Source organism: Streptomyces brasiliensis (assembly GCF_014647875.1).
In the GTDB taxonomy this organism is placed as follows: domain Bacteria; phylum Actinomycetota; class Actinomycetes; order Streptomycetales; family Streptomycetaceae; genus Streptomyces; species Streptomyces brasiliensis.
The window spans coordinates 1-14,924 of the sequence record NZ_BMQA01000031.1 but is presented as its reverse complement, the minus strand read 5'-3'; the positions used below and the strand labels follow the sequence as shown (position 1 = coordinate 14,924).

Genomic DNA, 14,924 nt, shown 5'->3' with positions numbered 1-14,924 from the left:
TGACCCGGTCGTGCCGCGGCTCTACCTTCCGGCTCAGCACCGAACGAGCACCACTGTGCGCTGTGCGCACAGCCTGCCGGAACACCGTCGCACCGCCCATTGCTCAGGAGGAGCCATGCGTCGTCTGCTCGTCGGCCTGGCGGCCGGAAGTCTGCTGCTCGCCGCGACGGCCTGCGGCTCGTCCGACGGCGGAGGCGGATCGGACAAGGACGCCTCGCCGGGCGGCACCACCACGGTCAAGGTGGGCGTCATCCCGATCGTCGACGTCGCCCCGATCTACCTCGGCCGGCAGAAGGGAATCTATGCCAAGCACGGCCTGAAACTCGCCATGACGACCGCGCAGGGTGGCGCCGCGATCGTGCCGGGCGTCGTCAGTGGCCAGTTCCAGTTCGGCTTCTCCAACATGACCTCGCTGATGATCGCCCAGTCCCAGAACGTGCCGGTGAAGGCGGTCGCGAACGGTGTGGCCTCGACGGGTGTGGCGGGCAAGGACTTCGGCGCGGTCGTCGTGAAGAAGGGCAGCCCGATCAAGACCGCGAAGGACTTCGAGGGCAGGAAGGTCGCCGTCAACACCCTGAAGAACATCAACGAGTCGGCGGTGCGCAAGTCGGTGCGCAAGGCGGGCGGCGACCCGGACAAGGTGAAGTTCGTCGAGATGGCCTTCGACCAGATGCCGGCCGCGCTCGACCAGGGCCAGATCGACGCCGCCATGGTGGTCGAACCCGCCCTCGCCACGGTGCTCAGCCAGGGCGGCCACGAGGTCACCTCCTCCCTCGTCGACGTCGCGGCGAACCTCACCGTGGCCATGTACTTCACGTCCAACCAGTACGCGCAGCAGAACCCGGACCTCGTCAAGAAGTTCCAGGAGGCCACCGCCGAGTCCCTGGCCTACGCGGACGCCCACCCCGACGAGGTGCGGCAGATCGTCACGACGTACACGAAGATCCCGGCGACGGTGCTCGCGAAGGTGACCCTGCCGAAGTGGCCGGCCGACCCGAACCGCGCCTCCATCGAGGCCCTGGAGAAGCTGGGCGAGCAGGACGGCCTGTTCAAGACGGCCCCGGACCTGGACAAGCTGCTGCCGTGAGGGGCTCCGGGATCGCACTGGGTACGGCCGGACTCGCGGCCTTCCTCGCCCTGGGCGAGGCGGTACCGCGGCTCGGTCTGGTCAAGGAGGCCTACTTCCCGCCCACCAGCCGGATCGCCTCCGCCCTGGTGGACGAGGTGCGGGACGGCGCGTTCTGGACGGCGCTCGGCGACACCCTCACCGGCTGGGCGCTCGGCCTCGCCATCGCGGTGAGCGCCGGCGTCGTGGTGGGCGTGCTCGTCTCCGTCGTGCCGTATCTGCGCGAGGCGACGGCGTCCACGATCGAGTTCCTGCGCCCCATCCCGTCGGTGGCGCTGATCCCGCTCGCCGTGCTGCTGTACGGCACCGAACTGCGCTCGGTGCTGCTCCTGGTGGTGTACGCCTCCTTCTGGCAGGTCCTCGTGCAGACCCTGTACGGCGTCCAGGACGTCGACCCCGTCGCCGACGAGACGGCACGCTCGTACGGCCTCGGCACCTGGGCGCGGGTGCGCCACGTCCTGTGGCCGACGGCGCTGCCGTACGTCATGACCGGGGTGCGGCTTGCGGCCTCGGTGGCGTTGATCCTCGCCATCACCGCCGAACTCGTCATCGGGGCACCGGGGTTGGGCAAGCGGATCGCCGTCGCGCAGACCTCGCAGGCGGTGCCGGAGATGTACGCGCTCATCGTGGTCTCGGGCCTGCTGGGGCTGTGCATCAACGTGGGAGCGCGTACGGTGGAGCGGCGGGCGCTGGCCTGGCACCAGTCGGTGCGCGGGGAGGTGGCGGTGTGAGGCGGTTGCTGCTGCGGACGGTCTTCGTCCTCGCCCTGCCCGTGCTGCTCCTGCTGGCCTGGTGGTTCGCCTCCGACGGCAGCACGGACGTCTACTGGCCACCGCTGCGCACGATCCTGAAGACCTTCCCGGACGTCTGGACCGCCGACCGGCTGCGCACGGACGTGTTCCCGAGCGTGCTGCGCCTGGCCGCGGGCTACGCGCTCGCGGCCGCCGTCGGCGTGGGGCTCGGCACACTGATCGGCTCCTCCCGGCGGGTGCGCGCGGTGTGCGAACCGGTCCTGGAGTTCCTGCGCGCGGTGCCGCCGCCCGTGCTGGTCCCGGTCATCATGCTGTTCGCGGGCATCGGCGACACGATGAAGATCGTGGTGATCGCGAGCGGCTGCGTGTGGCCGGTGCTGCTCAACACCGTCGAGGGCGTGCGCGCGGTGGACTCCGTGATGCTGGAGACGGCCCGCTCGTACGGCATCACGGGCGTGACCCGGCTGCGCCATCTGGTGCTGCGTTCGGCGAGCCCGCAGATCTTCGCGGGGCTGCGCCAGGCGCTGTCCATCGGCATCATCCTCATGGTCATCAGCGAGATGTTCGCGGCGAGCGACGGCATCGGCTTCACCGTCGTCCAGTTCCAGCGGAGCTTCGCCATCCCCGACATGTGGACCGGGATCCTCGTCCTCGGTCTGCTCGGCTTCCTCCTGTCCGTCGTCTTCCAGCTGGTGGAGCGGCGGGTGCTCGGCTGGTACCACGGTCTGCGCGCCTCGACCCGGCGGACGCCGTGACTGACGCGAAAGGGCGTTCCATGCTCGACGTACGCGGCCTCAAGAAGGTCTACGAGGGGTCGGGCCGCCGGGTGGAGGCGGTCCGCGACCTCACCTTCACCGTGGAGGCGGGGGAACTGGTGTGTCTCGTCGGCCCGTCGGGGTGCGGCAAGACGACCCTGCTGAAGTGCATGGGCGGTCTGCTCGCACCGACGGCGGGCGATGTCCTGCTGGAGGGCCGGCGGGTGACCGGACCGCCGCCCGGGATGGCGTTCGTGTTCCAGGAGTACGGACGCAGTCTGTTCCCGTGGATGCGGGTCGGCGAGAACGTCGAACTGCCGCTGAAACAGAAGAACTTGAGCAGGTCTCGGCGTCGGGAGCTGGTCGCCGACGCCCTTCGGTCGGTCGGGCTCGCGGACGCGGCCGGGGCGTATCCGTGGCAGTTGTCCGGCGGGATGCAGCAGCGGGTGGCGATCGCGCGGGCGCTGGCCTACGAACCGCGTGTCCTGCTGATGGACGAGCCGTTCGCCGCGGTCGACGCGCAGACGCGCGCCGATCTGGAGGACCTCGTCCGGGGGCTGTGGCGGGAACGAGGGATCACGATCCTGTTCGTCACCCACGACATCGACGAGGCCGTGTACCTGGGCGAGCGCGTGGTCGTCCTGTCCGCCTCCCCCACCGTCGTGCAGGAGCAGCTGAAGGTCGATCTCCCCGACGAGCGCGACCAGTTGCACACCCGGGTGGCCCCGCGCTTCGCCGAACTGCGGACCCATGTGTACGAGCAGATCCAGGCGGCGAAGCGCGGGACACCGGTCGTCACGGTCACGAAGTCAGATACGCCTCCACTTCACTGAACTGCCCCGCCGGCCAGCCGGTGTTGGCGCTGACGGTCAGCCGCATATGACGCAGGCTGGTGCCGCTGGGCAGGGATATCTGCGGGTGCTGCTGTCCATGTGCTGATCCCTTCGTGGTGGGGGTGCGGAGCTGCTTCCGGTTGAGCGGGTTCATGTGGGTGCCGGCGTGCGTGGGTGAGCGTCACGCCCGCCGGGCAGGGCATCGCGCTCGTCGCGGTCGACCCGGCCTACACCTCCCGGTGGGGCGCCCAGCACTGGCAAAAGCCACTGACCACCAGCGCCAGGAAGACCACTCGCCACGACGCCGCCGCCGTGGCGATCGGAAGACGCGCCCTCGGGCACCCGATCCGGCGACGGACGACACCGCCCCGCACCCACCAGAGCGATGGGCACGGGCCTCGGACCGCCCAGGCCGGACCAGGCACCCGACGGCGTGAGGGACCCCGCCCCCGCATTCCCGGACCACGGACACGATCCGCCGGCGCTGGACGCGGAGCGAAAGCGGGCGACCAGCATGCCCAGCACCGTTCGGGGCATACGGCTGAGCACGGGTTCTGGCACCAGGACTCACTCCCGCCCAGTCCTTAGGAACGGTGCGGGGATAGCAGGGGTGGTACGGCGGCGGCTCAGGCGCGCAGCCAGGCCGCCGTGTCCTGCGGCAGCCGGCCCTGGTCGTCCAACGGGCCGCTGGAGAGGAGGAGTTGGGTGTGCGGGGGGAGGTCGGCGGGGGTGTCGGCGAGGTTCACCACACAGGTCACGCCGTCGGCGCGGATGAAGGCGAGGACACCCTGGGGGGCGGGGAGCCAGGTCAGGGGGGCGTCGCCGAACGCGGGCCGCAGCCGAATCGCTGCCCGGTACAGGGCGAGCATCGACTTCGGGTCCGCTGCCTGGAGGTCTGCGGCGTAGTCCGCCCACCCGGCCGGCTGCGGAAGCCACGGTTCCTCGCGGGAGCCGAACCCGGCGAACGGCGCCCCGGCCACCCAGGGCAGCGGAACCCGGCAGCCGTCCCGGCCGGGGTCGGCGCCGCCCGAGCGGAAGTACATCGGGTCCTGGATGCGGTCGACGGAGATGTCGGCCTCGGGCAGGCCCAGTTCCTCGCCCTGGTAGAGGTACACCGCGCCGGGCAGGGCCAGCGACAGCAGGGCGGCCGCACGGGCACGGCGGGTGCCGAGGGCCAGGTCGGTGGGGGTACCGAAGGCCTTGTCGGCGAAGTCGAAGCCGGTCTCGGTGCGGCCGTACCGGGTGACCGTGCGCGTCACGTCGTGGTTGCACAGCACCCAGGTGGCCGGGGCACCCACCGGAGCGTGCTCGGCGAGGGTCGTGTCGATCGACGCGCGCAGTCTGCCGGCGTCCCAGGGGCAGGACAGGAAAGAGAAGTTGAAGGCGGTGTGCAGTTCGTCGGGGCGCAGATAGCGGGCGAAGCGTTCGGCGTCGGGCAGCCAGACCTCGCCGACGAACACGCCGTCGTAGTCGTCGGCCACCGTCCGCCAGGAGCGGTAGATGTCGTGGAGTTCGTCGCGGTCGACGAGGGGGTTGGGATCACGGCCCTCGACGAAGTCCGGCAGGTCGGGGTCCTTGGCGAGCAGCGCGGCGGAGTCGATGCGCACGCCCGCGACGCCGCGCTCGAACCAGAAGCGCAGGATGTCCTCGTGCTCCTGACGGACCGCCGGATGCGCCCAGTTGAGGTCGGGCTGCTCCGGCGTGAACAGGTGCAGATACCAGTCGCCGTCGGGCAGCCGGGTCCACACGGGCTCGGTCGAGCCGACGAACTGCGACGGCCAGTCGTTGGGCGGGAGTTCGCCGTTCTCCCCGCGTCCGGGCCGGAAGTGGAACAGCTCGCGCTCGGGGCTGCCGGGGCCTGCGGCGAGCGCGGCCTGGAACCAGGGGTGCTGGTCGGAGACGTGGTTGGGCACGATGTCGACGATGGTGCGGATGCCCAGCTCCCGCGCCTCGGAGATGAGCTTCTCCGCCTCGGCGAGGGTCCCGAAGGCCGGGTCGATGGCCCGGTAGTCGGCGACGTCGTAGCCGCCGTCCTTCAGGGGTGAGAGATACCAGGGAGTGAACCAGAGGGCGTGCACGCCGAGTTCGGCGAGGTACGGCAGCCTGGAGCGGACGCCCGCGAGATCGCCGGTGCCGTCCCCGTCGCCGTCCGCGAAGCTGCGGACGTACACCTGGTAGATGACGGCGGAGCGCCACCACTCCTGGCTGTTTCGGGCATGGGTGGGCTGTCCCACTGCGTGTGCCTTTCTGTCGAGGGGGCCGTGTCAGCGCTTGGTGCTGCCCGCGCTGATCCCGGCGATGATGTGCCGCTGGAAGACGAGGAACAGCGCGGCCATCGGAATGCTGGCGATCACCATCGCGGCGATGAGCACGGTCAGCTGGATGTTCTGCGACAACTGGACGAGGGCCACGCTGATCGGCTGTTTGTCGGTGTCGGAGAACACCATCAGCGGCCACAGGAAGTCCTGCCACACGGCGACAAGGGCGAAGATCGAGACAACACCGAGCACCGGCCGGGACATGGGCAGCACGATCGACCACAGGATGCGCAGCCTGCCGGCGCCGTCGATCTCGGCGGCCTCCAGCACGTCACGCGGCAGCTGGTCGAAGAACCGCTTCAGGAGGTAGAGGTTGAAGGCGTTGGCGACGGCCGGCAGCCAGATGGCGAGGGGGTCGTTGAGCAGGCTGGTGTGGATCAGTGGCAGGTCGGCGACAGTCAGGTACTTCGGTACGACCAGGGCCTGGGCCGGCACCATCAGGGTGGCCAGGATGCCACCGAGGATCACCTTGCCGAACGCGGGTTTCAGCTTGGACAGGGCGTAGGCGGCGGCCGTGCAGAGCACCAGCTGGAACACCCAGGCGCCGGCGGCCTGCACCACCGTGTTCCACAGGTGCTGCGGGAGCTGCATCAGATCCCAGGCGTCGGTGTAGCCGGTGAGATGCCACTGCTTCGGCACGAGGGTGGGCGGGGTCTGCGCCACCTCGTCCGGCGACTTCATCGCGCCGGTCACCATCCAGTAGACGGGGAAGAGGAACGCGAGCGCGAACAGCAGGACGACCGTGGTGAAGACGGTCCAGTACGCCGCCCTGCCACGCGGGCGGGCCAGGGTTGCCGGGGAGACGAGGGTCCGGGTGCTCATGCGTCCCCTTCGGAGCGGGTGAGCCGCAGATACAGGGCGGAGAAGACGCCGAGCAGGACCAGGAGCATGACGCTGAGCGCACAGGCCCCGCCGAAGTCGTTGTAGAGGAAGGCGTATTTGTAGATGAGGTAGAGGACGGTGACCGTCGCGTTCTCTGGGCCGCCGCCCGTGATGACGAACGGCTCGGTGAACACCTGCATCGTGGCGATGATCTGAAGGAGCATCAGCATGAAGATGACGAACCTGGTCTGCGGGATCGTCACGTGCCGGATGCGCTGGAGCAGGTTGGCGCCGTCGAGTTCGGCGGCCTCGTACAGCTCGCCCGGGATGGACTGGAGGGCGGCGAGGTAGATCAGGACTGTGCCGCCCATGTTGGCCCACGTGGCCACGATCACCAGGGAGATCAGTGCGGTGTCGGCGCCGTTGGACCAGTCCGAGGTGGGCAGGTGCAGGAAGCGCAGCGCCTCGTTGGCGAGGCCGGCTCCCGGATCGTAGAACCACTTCCACAGCAGGGCGCTGACCACCGGTGGGATCATCACCGGCAGATAGACCACGACCCGGAAGAACGCCTTCGCGTGCCGCAGCTCGTTGAGGACCAGGGCCAGGACGAACGGGATCGCGAAGCCGATGAGCAGGGCCAGCAGGGTGAAGGTGAGGGTGTTGCGCCAGGCCGCGGCGAACTCGGGGTCGTGCCAGACGCGGGTGAAGTTGGCGGTGCCGACCCATTCGGGCGGGGAGCCGGGCGTGTACTTCTGGAAGGCGATGACGACCGCGCGGATCGCCGGGTACCAGGAGAACAGCGCGAAGCAGAGCACCCCGCCGAGCAGGAAGCCGTAGGCGTGGACCTGGTCGAGGAGGCGGCGCCGCCCCCGGCCCCCTACCGGGGGCGGTGCCGGGACCTGGCGTACGGCGATGACCTCGGCGGGTCGCCGTGCGGCCGTCTTCGTCATCTCCGTCAGCTCCGGGCCAGGATGCTGTCGATCTTGCCGGAGGCCTGCTTGAGCAGCTGGTCGATGTCCGCGTCCTTCTTGGTGAGGACGGCGGAGACCGCGCCGTCGAGGACGGAGTAGATCTGCTGCGCGTTCGGCGGCTCGATCTTCATCTCGAGGCTCTGGTTGCCGTCGAGGAAGGCCTGGTAGTTCTCCACCGGGACGTTGGCGTTGGCCTTCTTGACCTCTTGGTCCTTGGCGTCGGCGGCGCCGGCGAACAGGCGCGGCTCGGGCAGTCCGACCGGGGCGTCCTGCTTCTTGGCGCGGGCGTAGTCGCCGAGGAAGCCCTTGCCGGGGGTGAGGAACATGTGGTCGAGCCACTTGAGGCCGGCGCGGATCTGGGCGGGCGTGGCCTTCTTGTTGAACATGTAGCCGTCGCCGCCGATGAGCGTGCCCTTGCCGCCGGGCATGGGGGCGAGGGCGAGGTCCTTGTAGTTGCCGCCCTTCTCCTTCACCAGGATCGGGATGTTGTCCGGCGCGGAGAGGTACATGCCGAGCTTGCCCGAACCCATCAGCTGCTGCACGTCGTTGATGACGAGGAGCTGCTTGCTGCCCATCGAGTTGTCGGTCCACCGCATGTCGTGCAGGTTCTGCAGGACTGCGTGGCCCTCGGGGGTGTCGATGGTGGCCTTCTTGCCGTCGGCGCTGACGACGTCGCCGCCCTGCGAGTACAGCTCGGCCGTGAAGTGCCAACCCCCCTGGTTCTGGGCGCTGTAGTCGGCATAGCCGACGGTGCCGTTGCCGAGCGCGGCGATCTTCCTGGCGTCCGCGCGGAGCTCCTCCCAGGTGGCCGGGGGCTTCTCGGGGTCGAGGCCGGCCTGGGCGAAGAGCTTCTTGTTGTAGATCAGGCCCATCGAGTAGCCGGTGCGCGGGATACCGTAGATCTTGCCGTCGACGGTGTAGATGTCGCGCAGCTGCTGCTGGATGGTGTCGTAGCTCTTCACCTCCTTGACGTACGACGTGAGATCGGCCGCCTGGTTGATGTCCACGACGTGCTTCGCGTCGGTGAAGTACGTGTAGAAGACGTCCTCCATCTGACCGCCGGCGAGTTTGGCGTCGAACGTCTTCGGGTCCTGGCAGGGGAACGCGTCGTGCGCGACGACGTCGATGTCCGGGTTCTGCTTCTCGAAGGACGCGATGTCCTGCTCGAAGAACGAACGGTCGACCTTGGCGCTCTTGGGTGGCTCGCAGTTGACCGTGATGCGGGTCTTGCCGCCGGAGGACTCGTCGCTCGACCCGCAGGCGGAGACGGCCAGGGCAAGGGAACAGACGCTGAGCGCTGCGAAGGTACGGCGGAACCCGGTGCTTCTCATCGGTGGACCCCTCTGGGCAGGAGCGGTGGGCGCCGCACACTCAAGCACCGCCGACATCCGTCCGCAAGATGTCGCGCAGAATCTGTAATTATTCGACAGTAGAGCGGATCTCAGCGACGGGGCGCTTGCCCCGTCGACCCGCGGACCACCAGCTCGGGCTCGAAGAGCAGCTCGTCGGCCGGTACGGAACTGCCTCCGATCTGCGCGTTCAGCAGCTCGACGGCGGCCTTGCCCATCGACTCGATGGGCTGCCGGACGGTGGTGAGGGGCGGTTCCGTGCAGTTCATCAGCGCCGAGTCGTCGTATCCCACGACGGATATCTGTGACGGGACGTCAAGTCCCCTGCGGCGGGCGGCGCGTACGACCCCGAGCGCGAGCGGGTCGCTGGCGCAGATGAACCCGGTGACGCCGCGGTCGATGAGCTTGGACGCCGCGGCGTGACCGCCTTCGATCGAGAAGATGGCGCGGGCGACGAACTCCTCCGGCAACTCCCCGGCGATCGCCCGCGCCGCGGCGAGCTTGCGCGCGGACGGGACGTGGTCCCCGGGCCCGAGCACGAGCCCGATCCGCTCGTGCCCCAGCGAGGAGAGGTGCCGCCACGCCTGCTCGACGGCCACGGCGTCGTCGCAGGAGACGCCGGGAAAGCCGAGGTGTTCGATGGCCGCGTTGACCAGCACCACCGGGATGTTGCGGTCCGCGAGCAGCCGGTAGTGGTCGTGCGGCGCGTCCGCCTGGGCGTACAGGCCGCCGGCGAACACGACGCCGGAGACCTGCTGTTGCAGCAGCAGCCGCACGTAGTCCGCCTCGGAGACGCCGCCCTTGGTCTGCGTGCACAGCACGGAGGTGAGACCGAGCTGGGCGAGGGCGCCGCCGATGACCTCGGCGAACGCCGGGAAGATGGGGTTCTGCAGCTCGGGCAGGACCAGCCCGACCAGCCGCGCCCGCTCGCCGCGCAGCTGGGTCGGCCGCTCGTAGCCGAGGACGTCGAGGGCGGACAGCACCGCCTGCCGGGTGGCTTCGGAGACCCCGGGCTTGTTGTTGAGCACCCGGCTGACCGTGGCCTCGCTGACCCCGACCTTCTTCGCCACTTCCGCAAGTCGTCGCGTCATGCACGCAAGAATAGCGCAAGAAACGCAAGTCATTTGCGTCGAGGAGTGGAGGAGATGTGCGCCTGCAGTTCCAGGGCCACCGGGGCGGCGGTGAAGACCGAGGAGTAGGTGCCGATCACCAGTCCGACGAGCAGGGCGAGGGCGAAGTCGCCCAGCGCCTCGCCGCCGAGCACGGCCAGTGCGGTGCGGATGAACGCCGCCCCTAGGCCGGTGTTGAGGGTGCGCGGCAGCGTCTGCAGGATCGCCCGGTTCGTCAGCTGCGCGAAGGACGCACCGGCCCCGGAGCGCCACCGTTCCCTGATGCGGTCGAACACGACGACGGAGTTGTTGCCCGAGTAGCCGATGACGGTGAGCAGGGCGGCGACGAAGACGCCGTCGATCGGCTTGCCGAGCCACGCGAAGACACCGACGAGAACGATCACGTCGTGGGCCAGGGCGGTGACCGCGGCCGTACCGAAGACCCACCGGAACCGCGCGGCGAGGTAAAGGAGTTGGGCGCCGAGGGCCAGGACGAGGGCGCTCAGTGCCGCCTGCCGCAGTTCCTTGCCGAGGCTCGGACCGACCATGTGGTCCCCGACCTTGTCCGCCGTTCCCCCGAGATTGCGTACGGTGTCGGTGACCCGGGCCTCTTCGGGGTCGGTCAACCGGCCGGTGCGCAGCGTGAGTTGCTCCTCGTCCGAGGACTGGACGACGACGCGCGGGAACCCGGCGTCCGCGAGGGCGGCGCGGGCCCGGTCCGGGTCGACCGGGGTCGCGGTGGAGTACTCGATGAGCCGCCCGCCCGTGAATTCGACACCGAGGTCCACACCACGCACCGCGATGCCGGAGCCGGCCAGGACGAGGACGGCCGCGGAAGCGGCCAGCCACCGCCGCGGGCGGCGCATCAGCTGGGGGTTGCGGCGCAGGAGACGGTCGCGGACGGTACCGGTTCCCGCGATGCCGGTGAGGCGTAGGCGCCGCCGCACCCACGCACGGTCAACGGCCCATTCGGCGAGGACGCGGTGATCACCAGGGCACTCAGCATGGAGGCCAGCACCGGTGCCATCCCCGGTGTGCCCGCCGTGCCGGCGCCGAGCAGCGCCAGAACCGTCGCGACCAGCACCACGAGCGCGCACACCGCCCGTAGACGGCCTCGGGCGGGGGCGTCACGCGGTGACCGGGGCATGCCTCTCCCCCTCCCTCCTGGCGTCTGTCCCGTTGTCGCCGGGTTCAGGGTTCGATGAGGCCGACGCGGATGGCGTAGCGGGTGAGGTCGAGACGGTCTCGCAGGCCAAGCTTGTGCAGCAGGTTCGCGCGGTGCCGCTGGACGGTCTTGACGCTGATGAAGAGAAGCTCGGCGATCTCCTTGGAGGAGTGCCCTTCTGCGACGAGCTTGAGGACTTCCTCCTCGCGGGGCGTCAGGACCTGGTCGGGGGCTTCCTCGCCGTGGCGGACCCGGTCGAGGTAGTTGCGGATCAGGGCGGTCACCGCGCCGGGATACAGGAACGGCTCGTCACGCATCGCGGCCCGGCAGGCGGCGACCAGGTCCCGGTCGGCCACGGACTTCAGGACGTATCCGCAGGCGCCGGCCTTCAGTGCCTGGAAGAAGTACTGCTCGTTGTCGTGCATCGTCAGCATCAGGATGCGCAGCCCCGGCTTGAGCGCGGCCAGTTCCCGCGCGGCCTGGAGACCGGTCAGGCGCGGCATGGCGATGTCCAGGACGGCGAGGTCGATGTCGTGGGTGCGGGCCAGCGCGATGGCCTCCGCGCCGTCCCCGGCCTCGGCGACGACCTCCAGGTCCGGCTCCCGGTCGAGGATGAGCCGCACCCCGCGACGTACCAGGGCGTGGTCGTCGGCCAGGAGGATGCGGATCGGGGACGGGGCGGAGACGGTCATGACTGCTTTCCGGGAACGGGAGCGGGGTGCTCGGGGGCGGAAGCGTCGCCGGGTCCGGGCTCGGGAGCCGGGACCGGAACGGGCACAGCCAGGCGGATCCGCGTGCCGGACCCGGGCGCGGAGGAGATGTCGAGCGTGGCGCCGATGAGCAGGGCCCGCTCACGCATGCCGCGGATTCCGGCGCCCTCGCAGGCGGCGGCCGTGCCCCGGCCGTCGTCCGTGACGGCGAGTTCCAGGGTGCCCGGACTGTGGCTCAGGCTCACCTCGACGCGTGAGGCGTCCGCGTGCCGGGCGACGTTGGTCAGCCCCTCCTGAACCACCCGGTACAGCACGAGTTCGGTCTCCGGATCCAGTACGGGCAGATCGGCGTCGAAGCGGCGCACCACACGCAGGCCGGTGTGCGCGGCGACCTCGGTGCTGAGCGAGGTCAGGGCGCTGACCAGGCCGAGGTCGTCCAGGACTCCCGGTCGCAGCCGGCGCACCAGCCGGCGGACGTCGTCCAGGCTCTCCCTGGTGATCTCCTGGACCTGCCGCAGCTCACCGCGCAACGGCTCGTCCGCCTCGTCGGACGCCCGCTTCAGCGACAGCAGGATCGCGGTCATGCTCTGGCCGACCTCGTCGTGCAGTTCCTGGGCGATACGGCGCCGTTCGGCCTCGGCGGCGAGCAGGACGCGGGCGCTGCTCGTGGCCCGTTCCGTCTCCAGCCGGTCCAGCATGAGGTTGAAGGTGCGGATCACCTCGGCGACCTCGCCGCTGCCGTCCGCCGGCAGCCGCTGGCCGGGACGCAGTAGATCCACGGTGGTCATCAGCCGGGTGAGCCGGGCGAGCGGAGCCAGGCCGAGCCGCAGCAGGGCCGCGTTGGCGACGAGCATGACGACGAGACCTCCCACCAGGATCACCGCCTCGGTCAGCACGACGGGGACCGAGACGGTGACCGGGCCCCACAGCAGCAGTGCCGTGGCGGTGCCCAGCACCACGCCGTTCAGCGCGAAGATCCGCCAGAACAACGACACAGGGGTACGCCTCCTTCCAGACACTGTCTGCTTCCACTCTCCGTCATCGCGCGTCCGGGAGTGACCCGCGGTCCCCTGCTCCGGTCGGGTCCGCGGCCAGCCTGTCCCACCCCGGCGCACGGGGCGATGGGAGCCGGACCCCATTTCGCCGGGGGCGGGACACCCATTCCCCCCGGATGGGTCCTCCGACCCCCGGGAGATGGGTCCCGCACCCGATGGGACTTCCCCGTTCGGACGGCCAGGCTGGGGAAGAGCAGCCGACCGCCCGAAGGAGAGGACCGTCTTGTCACTCGACACGTCCCGCAGCGAGCTTCCGACCGCAGACGAGGCGCGCCGGCGCCTCCAGCATGCCCGCGACGCGCGGCTGATCCAGCTGCGGGCGCTCGGGGAGACCGGCCCGGCGAACGACGACCCGCTGGTCTCCCACCAGAAGGAAGCCATCCGGCAGGTGCTCCAGCAGATCGACGAGGCCTTCGACCGCGTCGAGGACGGCACCTATGGAACGTGCCTGGGCTGCGCCCGGCCCGTGCCCGCGGAACGCCTGGAGATCCTGCCGTACACACCGTTCTGCGTTGCGTGCCAGCGCCACAGTTCCTGACCGTGTCCCGGCCGTACCGGCCGTCCTCCGTCTCCCGTCCGTGGGGTGAAGTGGTGAACAACCAGGTCACCGGCGTGCCGAAGCCGGCTCTGTCCGTCGAGGACCTCGCCGCGCTCCGTGAGCTGCTGCACGAGCAGCGCTCGTTCCGCCGGGAACAGCTGCGGCAGATGACAGCCGCGTCCCGAACTTGCGTGGACGCCTCGCGCGGGCAGTGGTCCTCCTCGCGGGCCGAGGTGCGTGTCAGGCTCGCCGCCTCCGCCCGCATGGTACTGGCCGACGTGGAGGCGGCCCTGGAGCGCATGGCCCAGGGGCGGTACGGCGTCTGTCATCTGTGCCGGCGTCCGATCGCCTGTGAACGGCTGATGATCGTTCCCCAGGCCCGCTACTGCTCCCGCTGCCAGCAGGTGCGGGAGGCCGGCCGGTGAGCACGGCACGCCGACCCCGTACCACCGCGGACGGCCATGGGTCGTGGCCCAGGTGCCGAAGGTGCTCCGGCGTCGCGCTCGACCTGGGCAGTGCCCGCACGCGCGCCTGGATCTGCGGCGCGGGTGCCGTCCTGGAGCGGCCGACCATCGCCTTCCCCGGCGCCGTCCGTCCCGTGCGGCGCGGTGCGATCGTGGACACCCCGGGTACCGCCCGGGTGCTCGAGCATCTGCTCGGCGACCGCTTGTCCGGCCCGCACTGTCCTCTGGTGGTCGTGGCCGTGCCCGCCCTGGGCGGTGTCGCCTTCCGGACCGACGTCCGTGCGGCCGTCGAGGTCCTGCGTCCGCGGAGCGTGCTGACGGTCCCGGCGGCGCGGGCCGTGGCGTGTGCCGCGCGCGCCGATCTGTCGCGCCCGCTGCTCGTGGCGGACATCGGCGCCCAGCTCACCGAGGTCGTGCTGCTGGCGGACGGCGCGGTCGTCGACGCCCGCTCCACGTTCCTGGGCACGGACGACCTCGACGACGCCACCGCCGTCCCGGATCCGGTCGACACGGTGGCCGGCATGGTGACCGCGATGCTGGGACAGGACCGCACGTCGCAGACCGCCGACGCGCTGCGCCGAGGGCCGCTGCTCGCCGGTGGTGGTGCGCTGCGTCCTGAGTTCGCCGATCGGCTCGCCGACCGGTTGCACGCCCCTGTACGGGCCGTCCCCGCGCCCCTGACGGCCGCCGTTCGCGGCGCCGCCACTCTCCTCGCGGCCGCTCACGCCCACCCGTCCAGCACCGGCGAGGTCCGCACCACCGCCGGTCCCCACTAGGTCGGCCCCGAGGCCACCGCCTAGTGCTGTGGCTGGGAAGGTTTGCCGGGAAGCTCGCGGCGTCCGGTGCGGTGCATCGCAAGGCGGAGCGTCACCCGCGTACTGGATGTACTCGAGTGAGGCGACAACGCCGCGAGGTGCCGTGCCGGGCGTCGCGAGCCGGTGAACCTTTCCGGTCACA

15 protein-coding genes and 2 pseudogenes are annotated in these 14,924 nt (G+C 70.4%); 8 read left to right on the top strand and 9 right to left on the bottom strand.

The genetic code is table 11. The features are described 5' to 3' along the window. The first annotated feature begins 115 nt into the window (after positions 1–115). From IEZ19_RS32720 to IEZ19_RS32705, 4 genes are read left to right on the top strand one after another with little or no spacing between them, the layout of a single operon-like run. Positions 116–1,087, top strand: a complete 972-nt coding sequence (locus IEZ19_RS32720; RefSeq protein WP_189314933.1) for an ABC transporter substrate-binding protein — start codon at positions 116–118, stop codon at positions 1,085–1,087. Next, complete coding sequence (locus tag IEZ19_RS32715) at positions 1,084–1,857, top strand: ABC transporter permease (protein ID WP_189314932.1); 774 nt, start codon at positions 1,084–1,086, stop codon at positions 1,855–1,857. Before IEZ19_RS32720 ends, IEZ19_RS32715 begins: the two co-directional genes overlap by 4 nt. After that, the gene (locus IEZ19_RS32710) at positions 1,854–2,633 is read left to right on the top strand and encodes an ABC transporter permease (protein ID WP_189314931.1); all 780 of its coding nucleotides are present in this window, start codon (positions 1,854–1,856) and stop codon (positions 2,631–2,633) included. Before IEZ19_RS32715 ends, IEZ19_RS32710 begins: the two co-directional genes overlap by 4 nt. Before the next feature lie 20 nt (positions 2,634–2,653). Next, complete coding sequence (locus tag IEZ19_RS32705; protein WP_189314930.1) at positions 2,654–3,466, top strand: ABC transporter ATP-binding protein; 813 nt, start codon at positions 2,654–2,656, stop codon at positions 3,464–3,466. On the opposite strand, the gene IEZ19_RS32700 is transcribed toward IEZ19_RS32705, so the two are convergent. Further along, the gene (locus tag IEZ19_RS32700; protein ID WP_189314929.1) at positions 3,435–3,620 is read right to left on the bottom strand and encodes a hypothetical protein; all 186 of its coding nucleotides are present in this window, start codon (positions 3,618–3,620) and stop codon (positions 3,435–3,437) included. The two genes, IEZ19_RS32705 and IEZ19_RS32700, sit on opposite strands and share 32 nt — an antisense overlap. Before the next feature lie 44 nt (positions 3,621–3,664). Between IEZ19_RS32700 and IEZ19_RS51305 the strand changes: the two are divergent. Beyond that, positions 3,665–4,054 (top strand): annotated as a pseudogene (locus IEZ19_RS51305) (hypothetical protein); the annotation flags it as partial. A 38-nt stretch (positions 4,055–4,092) separates the two neighbouring features. Here the strand turns inward: IEZ19_RS51305 and IEZ19_RS32695 are convergent. From IEZ19_RS32695 to IEZ19_RS32660, 8 genes and pseudogenes are all read right to left on the bottom strand, one after another. Continuing rightward, positions 4,093–5,700 carry a glycoside hydrolase family 13 protein gene (locus tag IEZ19_RS32695; protein WP_189314928.1) on the bottom strand — a complete coding sequence of 536 codons (1,608 nt, stop codon included), beginning with the start codon at positions 5,698–5,700 and terminating at the stop codon, positions 4,093–4,095. Between the two features lie 30 nt (positions 5,701–5,730). Then, positions 5,731–6,606, bottom strand: a complete 876-nt coding sequence (locus IEZ19_RS32690; RefSeq protein ID WP_189314927.1) for a carbohydrate ABC transporter permease — start codon at positions 6,604–6,606, stop codon at positions 5,731–5,733. Further along, positions 6,603–7,556, bottom strand: a complete 954-nt coding sequence (locus IEZ19_RS32685; RefSeq protein WP_189314926.1) for a carbohydrate ABC transporter permease — start codon at positions 7,554–7,556, stop codon at positions 6,603–6,605. The genes IEZ19_RS32690 and IEZ19_RS32685 overlap by 4 nt, the downstream gene beginning before the upstream one ends. Before the next feature lie 5 nt (positions 7,557–7,561). Next, positions 7,562–8,908, bottom strand: coding sequence for an ABC transporter substrate-binding protein (locus tag IEZ19_RS32680; protein WP_189314925.1), 1,347 nt, complete (start codon positions 8,906–8,908; stop codon positions 7,562–7,564). 110 nt (positions 8,909–9,018) lie between these two features. Further along, complete coding sequence (locus IEZ19_RS32675) at positions 9,019–10,017, bottom strand: LacI family DNA-binding transcriptional regulator (protein ID WP_189314924.1); 999 nt, start codon at positions 10,015–10,017, stop codon at positions 9,019–9,021. Between the two features lie 29 nt (positions 10,018–10,046). Further along, positions 10,047–11,194: pseudogene (gene secF, locus IEZ19_RS32670) on the bottom strand (protein translocase subunit SecF); the annotation flags it as partial. Between the two features lie 32 nt (positions 11,195–11,226). Then, the gene (locus IEZ19_RS32665) at positions 11,227–11,892 is read right to left on the bottom strand and encodes a response regulator (RefSeq protein WP_189314923.1); all 666 of its coding nucleotides are present in this window, start codon (positions 11,890–11,892) and stop codon (positions 11,227–11,229) included. Further along, the gene (locus IEZ19_RS32660) at positions 11,889–12,905 is read right to left on the bottom strand and encodes a HAMP domain-containing sensor histidine kinase (RefSeq protein WP_189314922.1); all 1,017 of its coding nucleotides are present in this window, start codon (positions 12,903–12,905) and stop codon (positions 11,889–11,891) included. The genes IEZ19_RS32665 and IEZ19_RS32660 overlap by 4 nt, the downstream gene beginning before the upstream one ends. Positions 12,906–13,188: 283 nt before the next feature. Between IEZ19_RS32660 and IEZ19_RS32655 the strand changes: the two genes are divergently transcribed. Genes IEZ19_RS32655 through IEZ19_RS32645 form a run of 3 tightly spaced genes read left to right on the top strand, consistent with a single transcriptional unit; the run spans position 13,189 to position 14,743 of the window. After that, entirely contained in the window at positions 13,189–13,503 is a 315-nt protein-coding gene (locus IEZ19_RS32655) for a TraR/DksA family transcriptional regulator (RefSeq protein WP_229841135.1), read from the top strand. A 50-nt stretch (positions 13,504–13,553) separates the two neighbouring features. Next, complete coding sequence (locus tag IEZ19_RS32650) at positions 13,554–13,928, top strand: TraR/DksA family transcriptional regulator (RefSeq protein ID WP_189315002.1); 375 nt, start codon at positions 13,554–13,556, stop codon at positions 13,926–13,928. Further along, a complete protein-coding gene (locus IEZ19_RS32645) occupies positions 13,925–14,743 on the top strand; it encodes a rod shape-determining protein (RefSeq protein WP_189314920.1) in 819 nt (272 codons plus the stop codon). The genes IEZ19_RS32650 and IEZ19_RS32645 overlap by 4 nt, the downstream gene beginning before the upstream one ends. Positions 14,744–14,924 lie beyond the last annotated feature (181 nt).